General features: G+C 73.6%; 13 protein-coding genes and 1 riboswitch. Of the genes, 6 read left to right on the top strand and 7 right to left on the bottom strand.

What is annotated here, in order from left to right; translation table 11 throughout:
* Positions 1–32 precede the first annotated feature (32 nt).
* From SPRI_RS25490 to SPRI_RS25500, 3 genes are all read right to left on the bottom strand, one after another.
* Positions 33–854, bottom strand: a complete 822-nt coding sequence (locus SPRI_RS25490; RefSeq protein WP_005318199.1) for an SAM-dependent methyltransferase — start codon at positions 852–854, stop codon at positions 33–35.
* 260 nt (positions 855–1,114) lie between these two features.
* On the bottom strand, positions 1,115–1,534 hold the full coding sequence (locus SPRI_RS25495; RefSeq protein WP_005318201.1) for a four-helix bundle copper-binding protein: 420 nt from the start codon (positions 1,532–1,534) through the stop codon (positions 1,115–1,117).
* A gap of 156 nt (positions 1,535–1,690) precedes the next feature.
* Positions 1,691–2,326 (bottom strand): NADPH-dependent F420 reductase, encoded by a 636-nt coding sequence (locus SPRI_RS25500; RefSeq protein ID WP_005318203.1) that lies wholly within the window; start codon positions 2,324–2,326, stop codon positions 1,691–1,693.
* Between the two features lie 254 nt (positions 2,327–2,580).
* Here SPRI_RS25500 and SPRI_RS25505 point away from each other — a divergent pair, with 254 nt between their 5' ends.
* Complete coding sequence (locus SPRI_RS25505) at positions 2,581–3,057, top strand: VOC family protein (protein ID WP_005318206.1); 477 nt, start codon at positions 2,581–2,583, stop codon at positions 3,055–3,057.
* Positions 3,058–3,151: 94 nt separating this feature from the next.
* On the opposite strand, the gene SPRI_RS39785 is transcribed toward SPRI_RS25505, so the two are convergent.
* Positions 3,152–4,132, bottom strand: coding sequence for an HNH endonuclease signature motif containing protein (locus tag SPRI_RS39785; protein WP_053557345.1), 981 nt, complete (start codon positions 4,130–4,132; stop codon positions 3,152–3,154).
* Between the two features lie 152 nt (positions 4,133–4,284).
* Here SPRI_RS39785 and SPRI_RS25515 point away from each other — a divergent pair, with 152 nt between their 5' ends.
* Positions 4,285–5,025 (top strand): hypothetical protein, encoded by a 741-nt coding sequence (locus tag SPRI_RS25515; protein WP_050791569.1) that lies wholly within the window; start codon positions 4,285–4,287, stop codon positions 5,023–5,025.
* A 43-nt stretch (positions 5,026–5,068) separates the two neighbouring features.
* Here SPRI_RS25515 and cobN read toward each other — a convergent pair whose 3' ends face one another.
* The gene (cobN, locus tag SPRI_RS25520) at positions 5,069–8,701 is read right to left on the bottom strand and encodes a cobaltochelatase subunit CobN (protein WP_053557346.1); all 3,633 of its coding nucleotides are present in this window, start codon (positions 8,699–8,701) and stop codon (positions 5,069–5,071) included.
* A gap of 54 nt (positions 8,702–8,755) precedes the next feature.
* A riboswitch (cobalamin riboswitch) is annotated at positions 8,756–8,848 on the bottom strand.
* 124 nt (positions 8,849–8,972) lie between these two features.
* Here cobN and cobG point away from each other — a divergent pair.
* The 3 genes from cobG to SPRI_RS25535 are packed head-to-tail and all read left to right on the top strand — an operon-like array spanning position 8,973 to position 12,528.
* Positions 8,973–10,331, top strand: a complete 1,359-nt coding sequence (gene cobG, locus SPRI_RS25525) for a precorrin-3B synthase (protein WP_238996252.1) — start codon at positions 8,973–8,975, stop codon at positions 10,329–10,331.
* On the top strand, positions 10,328–10,969 hold the full coding sequence (locus tag SPRI_RS25530) for a precorrin-8X methylmutase (protein WP_053557348.1): 642 nt from the start codon (positions 10,328–10,330) through the stop codon (positions 10,967–10,969). The genes cobG and SPRI_RS25530 overlap by 4 nt, the downstream gene beginning before the upstream one ends.
* 26 nt (positions 10,970–10,995) lie before the next feature.
* Complete coding sequence (locus SPRI_RS25535) at positions 10,996–12,528, top strand: precorrin-2 C(20)-methyltransferase (protein ID WP_053557785.1); 1,533 nt, start codon at positions 10,996–10,998, stop codon at positions 12,526–12,528.
* On the opposite strand, the gene SPRI_RS25540 is transcribed toward SPRI_RS25535, so the two are convergent.
* The gene (locus SPRI_RS25540; RefSeq protein WP_005318221.1) at positions 12,516–13,256 is read right to left on the bottom strand and encodes a cobalt-precorrin-6A reductase; all 741 of its coding nucleotides are present in this window, start codon (positions 13,254–13,256) and stop codon (positions 12,516–12,518) included. The two genes, SPRI_RS25535 and SPRI_RS25540, sit on opposite strands and share 13 nt — an antisense overlap.
* Positions 13,257–13,268: 12 nt before the next feature.
* Between SPRI_RS25540 and SPRI_RS25545 the strand changes: the two genes are divergently transcribed.
* Positions 13,269–14,393 (top strand): cobalt-precorrin-5B (C(1))-methyltransferase, encoded by a 1,125-nt coding sequence (locus tag SPRI_RS25545; RefSeq protein ID WP_053557349.1) that lies wholly within the window; start codon positions 13,269–13,271, stop codon positions 14,391–14,393.
* A 12-nt stretch (positions 14,394–14,405) separates the two neighbouring features.
* Here SPRI_RS25545 and SPRI_RS25550 read toward each other — a convergent pair whose 3' ends face one another.
* Positions 14,406–14,828, bottom strand: coding sequence for a DoxX family protein (locus SPRI_RS25550; protein ID WP_037774781.1), 423 nt, complete (start codon positions 14,826–14,828; stop codon positions 14,406–14,408).
* Positions 14,829–14,904 lie beyond the last annotated feature (76 nt).

Below are 14,904 nucleotides of genomic sequence, written 5' to 3' on the forward strand. Positions count from 1 at the left end.
CGGGACGGCGGCGTCGTCCTGCGTCCACCCCGCTACGGCTTGCGGCCCACCGCGCCGTAGGCGTCGACGGCCATCGTGCCGGCCGTGTCGTCCGACTCCGGGCGCCACTTCGTGACCTGGACGACCCCGGGCTCCACCAGCTCCAGGCCGTCGAAGAACGCGGCGATCTCGTCGACGCTGCGCACGTGGTAGGGAACCGCGCCACTGGAGTTGTAGGCCTGGGACGCCGCGATCATGCCCTCGCTGGTGGAGGTGCTGTCGCTGATCACGAGGTAACTGCCCGACGGCAGGCCCGCCATGAGCCGGGTCACCAGGTCCCGTGCCTGGTCGTGCTCGGCGACGTGGCCGAGGGTGTTCAGGATCATCAGCGCCACCGGCCGGGACAGGTCCAGCGTGCCCTCGGCGGCCTTGAGGATCTCCTCGGGGGCGTACAGATCGGCGTCCAGGTACGCCGTCCTGCCCTCGGGCGTGCTGGTGAGCAGTGCCCGGGCGTGGGCCAGCACGAGCGGGTCGCTGTCGACGTACACGATCCGCGAGTCGGGGGCGACGCGCTGCGCGACCTCGTGGGTGTTGTCGGCGGTGGGCAGCCCGGTGCCGATGTCGAGGAACTGGCGGATGCCCTGCTCGCCCGCCAGATGACGGACCGCGCGTCCGAGGAACTGGCGGCTCGTGCGGGCCACGTCGACGAGGCCCGGGAAGATGTCCTTGATGTGGTCGCCGGTCTCGCGGTCGATCTCGTAGTGGTCCTTGCCACCGACGAAGTAGTTCCAGAAACGGGCGGAATGGGGCTTGCTCGTGTCGATCCGGGCGCGTATGTCTGCGGCGGCGGCGAGCTGGGGGTCGTGTTCTGACACGAGTGGGCCTCCTGGGCGCGAAACGATTCCTCGACCAGGTCCTAACCTAGACCAATCGGCCGGGGGACGGTTCGTTCCCGGGTGACCCGTCTCGTGTCCAACTCGCCTCGCACGCAGGGGGTTTACCGGTGAAGGCGGGTGTTTACCGGTGAGGGCGGCCCGGACGGCCGGGCCGGCGCTCGCGGCCGCCCCCCTGCGCGTCCGACCGTCGGCCGCGGCCGCCGGTCCTCAACACACCTGCGTGACGGTGCGGTTGCTCATCAGAGGGTGGCGAGAAGCTCGTTGCACGCCTGTTCGCAGGACCGGCACGCCTCGGCGCACAGGCGGCAGTGCTCGTGCATGTCGGCATGCTTCGCGCACTCGTCCGCGCAGGCCTTGCAGGCCGTGGCGCACGCCTGCAGGATCGCGCGGGTGATGTTCGCGTCGTAGCCGGTGTGGCGCGACAGGACGGCCGCGGTGGCGGTGCAGATGTCGGCGCAGTCCATGTCGGTGCGGATGCACTTCGTCAGGTCGCCGACCATGCCCTCGGAGAGGCAGGCGTCGGCGCAGGCCGTACACGCCTGTGCGCAGGCGACGCACTCCTCGATGCAGCGGCTCAGGGCTTCCTGGTCGACGCCGCCGAGGTCGGCGGGGTAGGTGTTCAGCATGTCCTTCGCGGACGTGGTCGTGGCCATGGTCATCTCCTCGTCGTGTGCGACGCCGGGGCGGCGCCCGCGGGACGGGTAGCACGGCGCGGGCCTCCCAAACGGGGACGTGCGAGCGTGTGGGCCGCGACCCGGGCCGGGCCCGTGGGTGAGGCGGTGGGCCGGGGCACGGGCGGGTCGGCGTCGCCGGGCTCAGGTCGTGGCGCCCGCCCTCAGCAGGTCGTTCATCGCCTCAGCGGTCAGCTCGGCCCCGTAGAGGCGCCCCCCGGGCTGATGAGTACGGCCGCCCCGCCCGATGTCGCCGGTGTCGACCGGGTCGAAGCCGATGTCCCGGATGAGCCCGGCGACCACGGCCTTGGCCTCCGTGTCGGTGCCGGAGATCGGGATGGCCGCCCGGCCGGGGTCCCCCTTGGGCCGGCCGCGGTCACGGAGGTTCGCCCAGTGGATCGCGTTGAAGGCCTTCACCAGGTTGGCACCTGTGTGGGCGCGGATCTTCTCGCTGGAGGTGGTGCGGTCGTCGTCGAGTTCGACGTCGTGGCCGTCGCGCTCCGGGTAGTAGTTGCAGGTGTCGATCACGACCTTGTCGTTGAGGGCGTCCGTCGGCAGTTCCGTGTACCGGCCGTACGGAATGCAGACCACGACGACCTGCCCGAACGTCGCGGCCTGCTCGGCGGTGACCGCCCGCAAAGTGCCCCCGATCTCCTCGACGAGCCCGGCGAGGCTCTTTGGCCCCCTGGAGTTGCTGATCACGACGTCATGGCCGATGCGTACGAAATGGCGGGCCAGGGTCGAGCCGATGCGGCCTGCGCCGATGATGCCGATCTTCATGGGAATCTCCTCACGGTCTCCTCGTCACAACGTTGCGCCGCGCGGCGTCGGGGCCCACCGGGGGCGAACGGGCGCAGGTACTCCCGCAGAAGCTCGACGTGTTCTTCCCACTCGACGTGGTCTTCCCGTCCGTGTCCTGGTCCATCGGCGGCCGGGTGCCCGTGCCGCGAGCCGTGAAACGGCACGGTCCGGGCGGCGGCGGGCGCTGTGGAACTCCGAGGCCGTTGTCATAGGCGGCCGTTACGGTCGCCTGTATGACAGCCACCTTCGACCTGACCTTTGACTGTGCCGACGCGCAACTCCTCGCCGCGTTCTGGAAGACGGCCCTCGGCTACGTCGACGAGCCGCCGCCCGCCCCGTACCGGACGCGTGAGGAGTGGCTCGCCCAGTTCGACCTGCCGGAGGACGACTCGGCGGACGACGGGGCATGGTTGTGCGCCCCGGACGGCACCGGCCCGCGCCTGTCGATCCTCAAGGTGCCCGAGACCAAGACGGCGAAGAACCGGCTGCACCTCGACGTCCGCGTGCCGGGCCACGGCACCCCCAAGGAGCGCTGGGCCCGCGTCAGGGCGGAGTCGAGGCGGCTGGTCGAGGCGGGCGGCAGCGTCGTGGAGGCGTTCGACGGGCACCACATCGTGATGGCGGACCCGGAGGGCAACGAATTCTGCGTCGCCGCGGAGTCCGCCGCCGGACGGCGCCGGCTCGGCCAGGAGACGGTGACCACGAGCTAGGTGACCTTGGAGGCGGCGCAGGACCGGGCCGGACGACCCCCGGATCGGTCCGACCGGCGGACCGCCGGGGCGCCGGCCTGAACCACGGGCCCTGTCAGCCGTCGGCCGCGCCCCGCATCCGCAGGTGGGCGGCGAGCGCGGCTTCGAGCAGCGTGGCACGGAGGGTTTCCCGGGACCGCCCCCTGGTCTTGACCGCATGGCAGTTGGGGCAGAGGGCGGCCATCCGGCTCGGGTGATCGGGGCCGCCCTTGGCGAGGTCCATGATGTGGTCGACCTCGAGAATGGGCTCGCCCGCGTCCGTCACATCGGCGGGCCGGCCGCCGCAGGCGGGGTTCTCGCACGCCCCCCGGCTCCGGGCGAGCACGGCCCTGCGGGCCACGGCCGACCGTACGGGATCGTTTCGCCGGCCGGTTCTCCGCCGGACCTCTCCGGTTTCCGCCCGGTCGTCGAGAAGGCGGCACCACTTCTCGTACTGGGCCGCCGCGGTCACGGCCGAGTCCGCGACCGGCTCGTGGACCCTGCTCCCGGCCGCGTCCACGACCGTTTCCTGAGCCCGGCTCCCGGCGGCGTCGTCCGCGACGCCTTCGTCGTACAGGCCGGTGTCCTCGAGGAGCGGAACCGGATCGAGGCCCGCGAAGTATGTGGTGAGGAGGGCCTCGATCACCGATACCCGGGAATGCCCGGAGCGGTGGAGGAGGTCGTGGAAGGGCTCAGCGAGCCCGCCGACGGGCCGCTGTTCGGCGAACCAGTTCCTGAGCGCCGAGTCGCCGTGCGCGGTGGGCACCTCGCCGACGTGGCCCTCCAGCGTCCACAACCCCGCGCGGTGGAGCGCGAGGACGGGGTAGTCCGGGCGGGGGCGCTCCCCCCGGGCCCCGTGTCGTTTCAGCAGCGCGCCGATCGCCTCGTCGGTGTCGGCCCAGGCGAGGGTACGGGCCTCGCCCCGGCGCGCCCGGCCGACGGCCCACAGCAGAGTGATCGGCTGATAGAGGCGCGGTCCGTTCGCGGTACGGGCCGCCTTCAGGCCCCGCACGCGTCGGAGGAAGTCCTCGGACCGGTCTGTGTCGGTGAGCGGCATGCCGGAACGCTAGCCGAGCGCACCGACACGCGGCGTGACGGAGAGGCGGGGCAGCGGGCCGCACGGCCCGCGGGGCGGTCGTGTCGAGTTGCGGGGGGCGGTGGGCGGCGGATCGTGGAGGTGGGGTCGGCGGGCAGTGGAAGGAGTCGGGCATGGCGGACCGGCACGGACCGTGGGAGCCTGCGTCGGCCGTGGGCGCGCGTGCGTGGGTGGTGTTGGCCCGGGCCGTGGTCGCCCTGGTCGTACTCGTCGGCGTGGTCGTGGCCACGGGCGGTGGCGGCGGTCACGCGCCGTCCGCCCTGGCGGCCGGCCGGAGCGTGGCGCAGCCGACGCCGTCCCCTCCGCCGCCCGTCGAGCTCAGCGGCACGGGGGACCAGGTGACGAAGCCCTTCGCGCTGACCGGCGGCCTGGCCGTCCTGAAGGTGGAGTGCCCGTCCTGCAAGGGAAACTTCATCGTCGAGCTGCTCGACGACAATCAGCAGGTCAAGGACGTCGTGGCCAACCGGGTCGGCGCCTACAGCGGGTCCAGGGCCGCCGGGGTGCAGGCCGGTGACCACGTCCTGCTGGTCGACGCGGACGCTCCGTGGAGGGTCGAGATCACACAGCCCCGCGACCAGCAGGCGGCGGAGCTGCCCCAGAGCGCCACGGGGAGCGGGGACCGCGTCGTAGGACCCTTCGCGGCGGACAAGACGGTTGCCGTGCGGGCGACACACAGCAAGGGGAACGACTTCGTCCTCACCGTGCTGGACGCGAAGGGCAGGGCGCAGGACCTCGTATTCAACGAGACAGGGGCCTTCGACGGCGCCGCCGTCGCCCAGATGACCAGCGCCGGGCCGTACTACATCAACGTGACCGCCGACGGTGACTGGACCCTGGAGCTGTCCGAGCCGTAGACCGGTCCGCGGGCGCCGGACGGCGCCCGCGGACGGTCGCCCGTCAGGTGTCGTCGTCCTCCAGGTTGCCCTCGGTCTCCAGGAAGACCTGGCGCAGCTGTTCCAGTACCGCGGGGTCCGGCTTGGCCCACATGCCCCGGGACTCCGCCTCCAGGAGCCGTTCGGCGATGCCGTGCAGGGCCCAGGGGTTGGCCTGCTCGAGGAAGGCGCGGTTCTCGGGGTCGAGGACGTACGTCTCCGTGAGCTTGTCGTACATCCAGTCCGCCACGACGCCCGTCGTCGCGTCGTAGCCGAAGAGGTAGTCGACCGTGGCGGCCAGTTCGAAGGCGCCCTTGTAGCCGTGGCGGCGCATCGCCTCGATCCAGCGGGGGTTGACGACACGGGCGCGGAAGACGCGGGACGTCTCCTCGACGAGGGTGCGGGTGCGGATCGTCTCCGGGCGGGTGGAGTCGCCGATGTACGCCTCGGGGGCCGTGCCGCGCAGGGCGCGGACCGTGGCGACCATGCCGCCGTGGTACTGGAAGTAGTCGTCGGAGTCGGCGATGTCGTGCTCGCGGGTGTCCGTGTTCTTCGCCGCGACGGTGATCCGCTTGTACGCGGTCTCCATCTCTGCCCGGGCCGGGCGGCCCTCCAGGCCGCGGCCGTAGGCGTAGCCGCCCCACACCGTGTAGACCTCGGCGAGGTCGGCGTCCGTGCGCCAGTCACGGGAGTCGATCAATTGGAGGAGACCGGCGCCGTACGTGCCGGGCCGGGAGCCGAAGATCCGGGTGGTGGCACGGCGTTCGTCGCCGTGCTCGGCCAGGTCGGCCCGCGCGTGGGCGCGGACGTGGTTCGACTCATCCGGCTCGTCGAGGGAGGCGGCGAGGCGGACGGCGTCGTCCAGCAGACCGATGGTGTGCGGGAACGCGTCGCGGAAGAAGCCGGAGATGCGCAGGGTGACGTCGATGCGGGGGCGGCCCAGTTCCGACAGCGGGACCGGCTCGAGGCCGGTGACACGGCGGGACGCGTCGTCCCACACGGGCCGGATGCCGAGCAGGGCCAGCGCCTCGGCCACGTCGTCGCCGGCGGTGCGCATGGCACTGGTGCCCCACAGGGACAGGCCGACGGACGCCGGGTACTCGCCGTTGTCGGTGCGGTAGCGCTCGATCAGCGAGTCCGCGAGCGCCTGGCCGGTCTCCCACGCCAGCCGCGAGGGCACGGCCTTCGGGTCGACGGAGTAGAAGTTACGGCCGGTCGGCAGCACGTTGACGAGCCCGCGCAGCGGCGAGCCGGACGGACCGGCGGGCACGAAACCGCCGGCCAGCGCGTGGACGGCGTGGTCGAGTTCGTCGGTCGTGCGGGCCAGGCGCGGTACGACCTCGAGGGCGGCGAAACGCAGGATCGCCTCGACGTCCTTGCCGTGCTCCGCGGGCACCGCGGCCGGGTCCCAGCCGGCGGCCTCCATCGCCTCGACGAGCGCACGGGCCGTGGCCTCCGCCTCGTCGGCGGTGGTGCGCGTCGCCGCGGACTCGTCCAGGCCGAGGGCCTCGCGCAGACCGGGCAGGGACTGCGAGCCGCCCCAGATCTGGCGGGCCCGGAGGATGGACAGGACCAGGTTCACCCGCTCGGGACCGGTCGGGGCGCCGCCCAGTACGTGCAGGCCGTCGCGGATCTGCGCGTCCTTGACCTCGCACAGCCAGCCGTCGACGTGCAGCAGGAAGTCGTCGAAGCCGTCGTCGTCGGGGCGGTCGTCCAGGCCGAGGTCGTGGTCGAGCCGCGCGGCCTGGATGAGGGTCCAGATCTGGGCGCGGATCGCGGGCAGCTTGGACGGGTCCATGGAGGAGATCTGCGCGTACTCGTCCAGGAGTTGTTCCAGTCGCGCGATGTCGCCGTACGACTCGGCCCGTGCCATCGGCGGCACCAGGTGGTCGACCAGCGTGGCGTGTGCCCGGCGCTTGGCCTGGGTGCCCTCGCCGGGGTCGTTCACGAGGAACGGGTAGACGAGCGGCAGGTCGCCCAGGGCGGCGTCGGGACCGCAGGCCGCGGACAGGCCCGCGTTCTTGCCCGGCAGCCACTCCAGGTTGCCGTGCTTGCCCAGGTGGATCATCGCGTCGGCGCCGAAGCCGCCGTCGTCGGCGGACGCCGCGATCCAGCGGTAGGCCGCCAAGTAGTGGTGCGAGGGCGGCAGATCGGGGTCGTGGTAGATCGCGATCGGGTTCTCGCCGAAGCCGCGCGGCGGCTGGATGAGGATCAGCAGGTTCCCCCGGCGCAGCGCGGCGAGCACGATGTCGCCCTCGGGATTGCGGGAACGGTCGAGGAACATCTCGCCGGGCGGCGGTCCCCAGTGCTCCTCCACGGACGAGCGCAGCTCGGCGGGCAGCGCCTGGTACCAGCGCTTGTAGTCCGCGGCCGGGATGCGGACGGGGTTGCGTGCCAGCTGCTCCTCGGTCAGCCACTCCTGGTCGTGGCCGCCGGCCTCGATGAGTGCGTAGATCAGCTCGTCGCCGTCGCCCGACTCGAGGCCGGGGACCGCCTCGTCACCGAAGTCGTAGCCCTCCTCGCGCAGCCGGCGCAGCAGGGAGACGGCGGAGGCGGGCGTGTCCAGGCCGACGGCGTTGCCGATGCGGGAGTGCTTGGTCGGGTACGCGGACAGGACCAGCGCGAGGCGCTTGTCGGCGTTCGGGATGTGGCGCAGGCGGGCGTGGCGGACGGCGATGCCCGCGACGCGGGCGGCGCGTTCCTCGTCCGCGGCGTACGACGGCAGCCCGTCCGCGTCGATCTCCTTGAAGGAGAACGGGACGGTGATGAGCCGCCCGTCGAACTCGGGGACGGCGACCTGGCCGGCCGCGTCCAGCGGGGAGAGGCCCTCGTCGCTCTCCTCCCACGCCGCGCGGGACCCGGTCAGGCACAGCGCCTGGAGGATCGGCACGTCGAGCGCGGCGAGGGCGCCGGCGTCCCAGGACTCGTCGTCGCCGCCCGCGGAGGCGTCCGCCGGGCGGGTGCCGCCGGCCGCGAGGACGGTGGTCACCAGGGCGTCGGCGGCGGCCAGTTGATCCAGCAGTTCCGGTTCAGGGGCCCGCAGGGAGGCCACGTACAGCGGCAGGGCGCGGCCGCCGGCGTCCTCGATCGCCCCGCAGAGGACGTCCACGAAGGCGGTGTTGCCGCTCATGTGGTGTGCCCGGTAGTAGAGCACCGCGATCAGCGGGCCGTCGGCAACCTCGTGGCGCGGGGTGCGGGCGAGGCGGCCCCACGCCGGAGCGGCGGCCGGGGGCTCGAAGCCGTGCCCCGTCAGCAGGACGGTGTCCGACAGGAACCGGGCGAGCTGCTCCAGGTTCGCAGGGCCGCCGTGCGCCAGGTAGGCGTGGGCCTCCGCGGCGATGCCGATCGGGACGGTGGACGCCTCCATCAGCTGGGCGTCGGGCGCCTGTTCACCGGTGAGGACCACGACGGGCCGCTCCTGCGCGAGCAGCAGGTCGATGCCGTCCTGCCAGGCACGCAGGCCGCCGAGGAGACGCACGACGACGAGATCCGTGCCCTCCAGCAGGGCGGGCAGCTCGTCGAGCGCGAGCCGGGACGGGTTCGCGAAGCGGTACGGGACCGGGCCGGCCGCCGCCCGTGCGCTCAACAGGTCGGTGTCGGACGTCGACAGGAGCAGGATGCTCGGGTGCGCGGGGCGTCCTTCGGACGAATGCAGCATGCGGCGTCTGGCCTTCCTCGGGGTTTCCGCGCCCCGGGCGGTGGAAGACGGCGGGAGTTCCTGGCTCACCCGGCGGTGTGCGCGTGTGCGGCGCTGCTGCCGGGCTCACAGTGGCGGGACCGCGCCGGAATCTCACCGGGCTTCCTCCCCTGACGCCGTCTTCGGCGGTGGTGGGCCGTTTGGCCCGCCGAGCAGCATAGTAGGGGGCCTCCCGTCGCCGGTAGGGCGCTCGGAGCAGGCACCTTGTGTGATGGTCGGTATGCTCGCCGCCATGCCTCCGGCCCCCTCGAACCGCCCGAACAGGGACGAAACTCTCGTAACTCCCGTCCGGGAACGCGGTGATGCCTGCCCCGGCGCGCTGCGTCTGCACACCGCGGACGACGGCGCACTGGCGCGCGTCCGCGTCCCGGCGGGCGTCGTGAGCGCCGCGCAGGCGTACGCGCTCGCCGACGCGGCGGAGCGGCTCGGCGACGGCGCGCTGGACATCACCTCACGCGGGAACCTCCAGCTGCGGGGCCTCGGCCCGGGCTGCGGAGGGGAGTTGGCGCGGCTGCTGGACGCGGCGGGACTGCTGCCCGCCCCCCGTCACGAACGCGTCCGCAACATCGTGGCCTCCCCGCTGTCAGGGCTCGACGGGCGGGGGCACCTGGACGTTCAGCCGCTGGTACGGGAGCTGGACGCGCTGCTGTGTGCGAGCGGGCGTACGCCGGACCTGTCCGGGCGCTTCCTGTTCGCGCTGGACGACGGCCGCGGGGACATGACGGAGCTCGCGGCAGATGTGATGTTGCTCGCAGAACCGGGCGGTGCGCGGGTCCGCGTGACGGTCGGCGCCGCGTCGGCGCGGGTCCGTCCCGAGGACGGACCTCGCGCGATGCTGCTCGCCGCGGAGGCGTTCCTCGACGCGGCGTCGGCGACGGGCACGAAGGCGTGGCGGGTACGGGAACTTCCGGCTCAGGGAGCGGAGTTGGCGGGCGCACCGGTGTGGCGGGAGCTGACGTCGTCGGCCCCCGCGCCGCCGTCGCCGCAGGGCCCGGACTCCGCGGCCGACCCTGAGTCCGCCGGCCCTGAGTCCGCCGGGCCCGGGTCCGCCGCGCCCGTGCCCGGGGCCGTGCCGGCGGGCCCGCACGGCGTCGGCGCACTGAGTGTCGGAGTGCCGCTCGGGCGGCTCTCCGTGGCCGCCTGGCGGGTGCTCGCCGACATCGCCCGGGCGCACGGCACCGGCGAACTGCGCGTCACTCCCTGGCGCGGGGTCGTCGTGCCGGGGGCCGGGCCCGGGCAGTCGGGTGCGCCGGCCGCCGCCGGGCTCGTCACCGACCCCGCCTCGCCCTGGCCCGGCGTCGGCGCCTGCACCGGGCGGCCCGGCTGTGCCAAGTCGCTCGCGGACGTGCGGGCCGACGCCACCGCCCACCTGGCCGCCGGCGCGGGCGGGCTGCCCGTGTACTGGTCGGGCTGCGAACGCCGCTGCGGTCACCCACGTGGCACCTGGGTCGACGTCGTCGCGACCGGCGACGGACGCTACGACGTCGCCGTACGCGGCGCCGGCGCCGACGTACCCCCCGACCGACGAGCCCTTCCAGAACTCGCCGACGCCCTCGCGGCGGCGCGCACCATCACCACCCCGACGAAGTGAGCGAGAGCACCGTGTTCGAGTACGAGAAGGACGGCGCGGAGATCTACCGCCAGTCCTTTGCCACGATCCGCGCGGAGGCGGACCTCGCCGGGCTGCCGGCCGAGGTCTCGCAGGTCGCGGTCCGCATGATCCACGCCTGCGGGATGGTCGATCTCGTCCGCGACCTCGTCCACAGCCCCGACGTCGTCGTCCGCGCGCGTGCGGCACTGCGGGCCGGCGCGCCGATCCTGTGCGACGCGCAGATGGTCGCCAGCGGCGTCACCCGCAAGCGGCTGCCCGCCGGCAACGACGTGATCTGCACGCTGTCCGACCCGTCCGTGCCGGAACTGGCCGCGAAGATGGGCACCACCCGCTCCGCCGCCGCCCTCGAGCTGTGGCGCGACCGCCTCGAGGGCTCCGTCGTCGCCGTCGGCAACGCGCCCACCGCGCTGTTCCGGCTGCTGGAGATGATCGAGGAGGGCGCGCCGCGTCCGGCGGCCGTCATCGGTGTGCCGGTCGGCTTCATCGGCGCCGCGGAGTCCAAGGAGGCGCTCGCCGCGCACCCGCTGGGCCTCGAGCACCTCGTGGTGCGCGGGCGCCGGGGCGGCAGCGCGATGGCGGCCGCCGCAGTCAACGCGATCGCGAGCGAGGCGGAGTAGTGCGCGAGAACCAGAGCGGCGACGACCTGAACCGCGACGACCGGCCCACCGGCGACCCGACCCGCGACGACCGGCCCACCGGCCGGCTGTACGGCGTCGGGCTCGGCCCCGGCGACCCGGAGCTGATGACCCTGCGTGCCGCCCGCGTCATCGCGGAGGCCGACGTCATCGCGTACCACTGCGCCCGGCACGGACGTTCCATCGCCCGGTCGATCGCGGCCCCGCATCTGCGCCCCGAGCACATCGAGGAGCGTCTGATGTACCCGGTCACGGTCGAGACCACCGACCATCCCGGCGGTTACCGGGGCGCGCTCGACGACTTCTACGAGCAGGCCGCGGCCCGGCTCGCCGCGCACCTCGACGCCGGCCGCACGGTCGCCGTCCTCGCCGAGGGCGACCCGTTCTTCTACGGCTCCTACCAGCACATGCACAAGCGGCTCGCGCACCGCTACCCGACCGAGGTCGTCCCGGGCGTCACCTCCATCAGCGCCGCGGCGGCCCGGCTCGGGACGCCGCTGTGCGAGGCGGAGGAGGTGCTCACCGTCATCCCCGGCACACTGCCGGAGGAGGAGCTGACCGCCCGGCTCGCCTCGACCGATTCGGCCGTCGTCATGAAACTGGGCCGGACGTTCCCCGCCGTGCGGCGCGCGATGGAGTCCTCCGGCCGCCTGGCGGAGGCCCGTTACGTCGAGCGGGCCACGATGAGCGGCGAGCGCACCGGGCCACTGGCCGACATCGACCCGGAGTCGGTGCCGTACTTCTCCGTGGCCGTCGTGCCGAGCCGTATCGCGAACCCGCGCCCGGCCCCCGGCAAGGGCGAGGTCGTGGTGGTGGGCACCGGCCCGGCCGGGCCGCTGTGGCTGACGCCAGAGACGAAGCGCGCCCTCGCCGACGCGGACGAACTGGTCGGCTACACCACGTACGTCGACCGGGTGCCGCAGCGTCCGGGGCAGATCCGGCACGGCTCCGACAACAAGGTCGAGTCGGAGCGCGCAGAGTTCGCGCTCGACCTCGCCCGGCGCGGACGGCGGGTCGCCGTCGTCTCCGGCGGCGACCCGGGCGTCTTCGCCATGGCGACCGCCGTGCTGGAGGTGGCGTCCCAGGACGCGTACAAGGACGTTCCGGTACGGGTCCTCCCGGGCGTCACCGCCGCCAACGCCGCCGCCGCGAAGGCCGGTGCGCCGCTCGGCCACGACTACGCGGTGCTCTCGCTGTCCGACCGGCTCAAGCCGTGGGAGGTCATCGCCGAGCGGCTGGCCGCCGCGGCCGCCGCCGACCTGGTGCTCGCCCTGTACAACCCCGGTTCCCGCAGCCGCACCTGGCAGGTGGGCAAGGCGCGCGAGGTGCTCCTCGGGCACCGGGCGCCGGACACGCCCGTGGTGCTCGGCCGGGACATCGGCGGGCCGGAGGAGAGCGTGCGGATCGTACGGCTCGGTGAACTCGACCCGGCCCAGGTCGACATGCGCACGATCCTGCTGATCGGGTCGTCGCAGACGCAGGTGGTCCGGCGTGGCGACGGCCACGAGATCGTGTGGACCCCGAGGCGTTATCCCGAGTAGGCCCGCAGCCAGGCGGCCGCCTCCTCGGGGCCGCCTGCCACCGGGACCCCGTCGGGGACGGGCGGGCGGTGCACGATCACCACAGGCACGCCCGCCTCCCGCGCGGCCGTCAGCTTCGGTGCCGTCGCCGCTCCGCCGCTGTCCTTGGTGACGAGCACGTCGATGCGGTGACGCCGCAGCAGTTCGCGTTCGCCGTCGAGGGTGAACGGTCCCCGGTCGAGCAGCACGTCCATCCGCGGCGGGCACGCCCCCTCCGGGGCGTCGACGGAACGCACGAGGAACCACGCGTCACGGATGTGCGCGAAGGAGGCGAGGCCCATGCGGCCGGTCGTCAGGAACACCCGGCTGCCGAGCGCGGCGGCCCGGTCCGCGGCCTCCTCGAGGGAGCCGACCGGATGCCAGTCGTCGCCGTCGGCGGGGGCCCAGCCGGGGCGGCGCAGCGCCAGCAGGGGAACATGGGCCTCCGCGGCGGCCAGCGCCGCGTTGAAACTGATCGTTCCGGCGAAGGGATGGGTGGCGTCGATGACCGCGCCCACGTCGTGCTCGCGCAGCCACCGGGCCATGCCCTCCGCCCCGCCGAAGCCGCCGATCCGGACCTCCCCAGGGGGCATCCTGGGAGTGGCGACCCGGCCGGCGAGGCTGCTGGTGACGCGGACCGTAGCGTCGGCGTGCAGTGTCTCGGCGAGACGCCGGCCCTCGGTCGTCCCACCGAGGATCAGTACATGCATCGGAGTCCATCCATGAGCGCGGCAACGGGCGGCGGGCGTGAGGCCCAACTCAAGCACACCGGTCTGCGGCCCGGCTGGACGACCGGTGCCTGCGCGACGGCCGCGACGACCGCGGCGTACACGGCGCTGCTGACCGGCGAGTTCCCCGACCCGGTGACGATCACGCTGCCCAAGGGGCAGACGCCGGCCTTCGCGCTGGCCGCCGAGTCCCTGTCCGGCGGGTCCGCCATGGCGGGGATCGTCAAGGACGCCGGCGACGACCCGGACGTCACCCACGGGGCGCTGGTGAGGGCCACGGTGCGGCTGCTGCCGGCCGGGTCCGGTGTCGTGTTCCGCGCGGGGCCCGGCGTGGGGACGGTCACCCGGCCCGGGCTGCCGCTCGACGTGGGGGAACCCGCGATCAACCCGGTGCCGCGGCAGATGATGCGCGACCACGTGGGCGTGGTCGCCGCGCGGCACGGCGGCGGCGGGGACGTGGAGATCACCGTCTCCGTCGACCACGGCGAGGAGATCGCCCGCTCCACGTGGAACCCGAGGCTCGGGATCCTGGGCGGACTGTCGATCCTCGGCACGACCGGGATCGTGGTGCCCTACTCGTGCTCGGCGTGGATCGACTCCATCCGGCGCGGCGTGGACGTGGCGCGGGCCGCGGGGCGCACGCACGTGGCCGGCTGCACGGGCTCGACCTCGGAGAAGACCGTGGTGGCCCTGTACGGGCTGCCGGAGGACGCGCTGCTCGACATGGGCGACTTCGCGGGGGCGGTGCTGAAGTACGTACGACGCCACCCGGTCGAGCGGCTCACCCTCTGCGGCGGCTTCGCCAAGCTCTCCAAGCTCGCCGCGGGCCACCTGGACCTGCACTCGGGCCGCTCCCAGGTCGACAAGGCGTTCCTGGCGGAGCTCGCCCGGCAGGGCGGCGCGGACGAGGTGCTGGCGGCGGAGGTCGCCGCGGCGAACACGGGCCTGGCGGCGCTCCAGATGTGCGCGGCGCAGGGTGTCCCACTGGGCGACCTGGTGGCGGCGGCCGCACGCGATCAGGCGCTCGGCGTGCTGCGGGGCGCGCCGGTCGCGGTGGACGTGGTGTGCATCGACCGCGCCGGGGCCGTGGTGGGGCAGGCGGAGCCGCGGGGAGCGTGAGCCGACGGCGGGTCAGGAGATCCCGAACAGAGGACCGGTGAGCGTCAGGCCCAGTTCGTCACCCGTGTACGAGAAGAAGGCGAGCAGCATCAACGCCGCACCGGACAGGGCGAGATCCTTCATGAAGTGGAGCATCTCCTCCATCCTGGCGTCGCCCTCCTCCGTCCAGAACGCGTGCATGACGAACGCCGTCGGAAGGAGGAACACCGCGAGCAGCAGCGCCCCGAGGTCGGCCCAGATGCCGAGCAGCACGCTCAGCGCGCCGGTCAGCAGCAGCAGACCGGTGGCGAGGGTGAGCGGGGTGGCCACCGTGGCGGGCACGCCGCGGCTTCCGGCGTAGCCGGCCATCTGTTTCGTGTGCGTGAGGTGGTTGAGGGCCGCGCCGAGGAAGAGAACCGCGAAGAGGATGCGTCCGATCAGGACCAGGACGTCCATGAGCGACCTCCGGCCGGGGGCTGACACCGCATGGCCTCTTTCAGGCTACTGCGCGGGGACCGGGCCCGCCGCTTCG

The sequence above is a fragment of the Streptomyces pristinaespiralis genome, from assembly GCF_001278075.1.
Lineage (GTDB): Bacteria > Actinomycetota > Actinomycetes > Streptomycetales > Streptomycetaceae > Streptomyces > Streptomyces pristinaespiralis.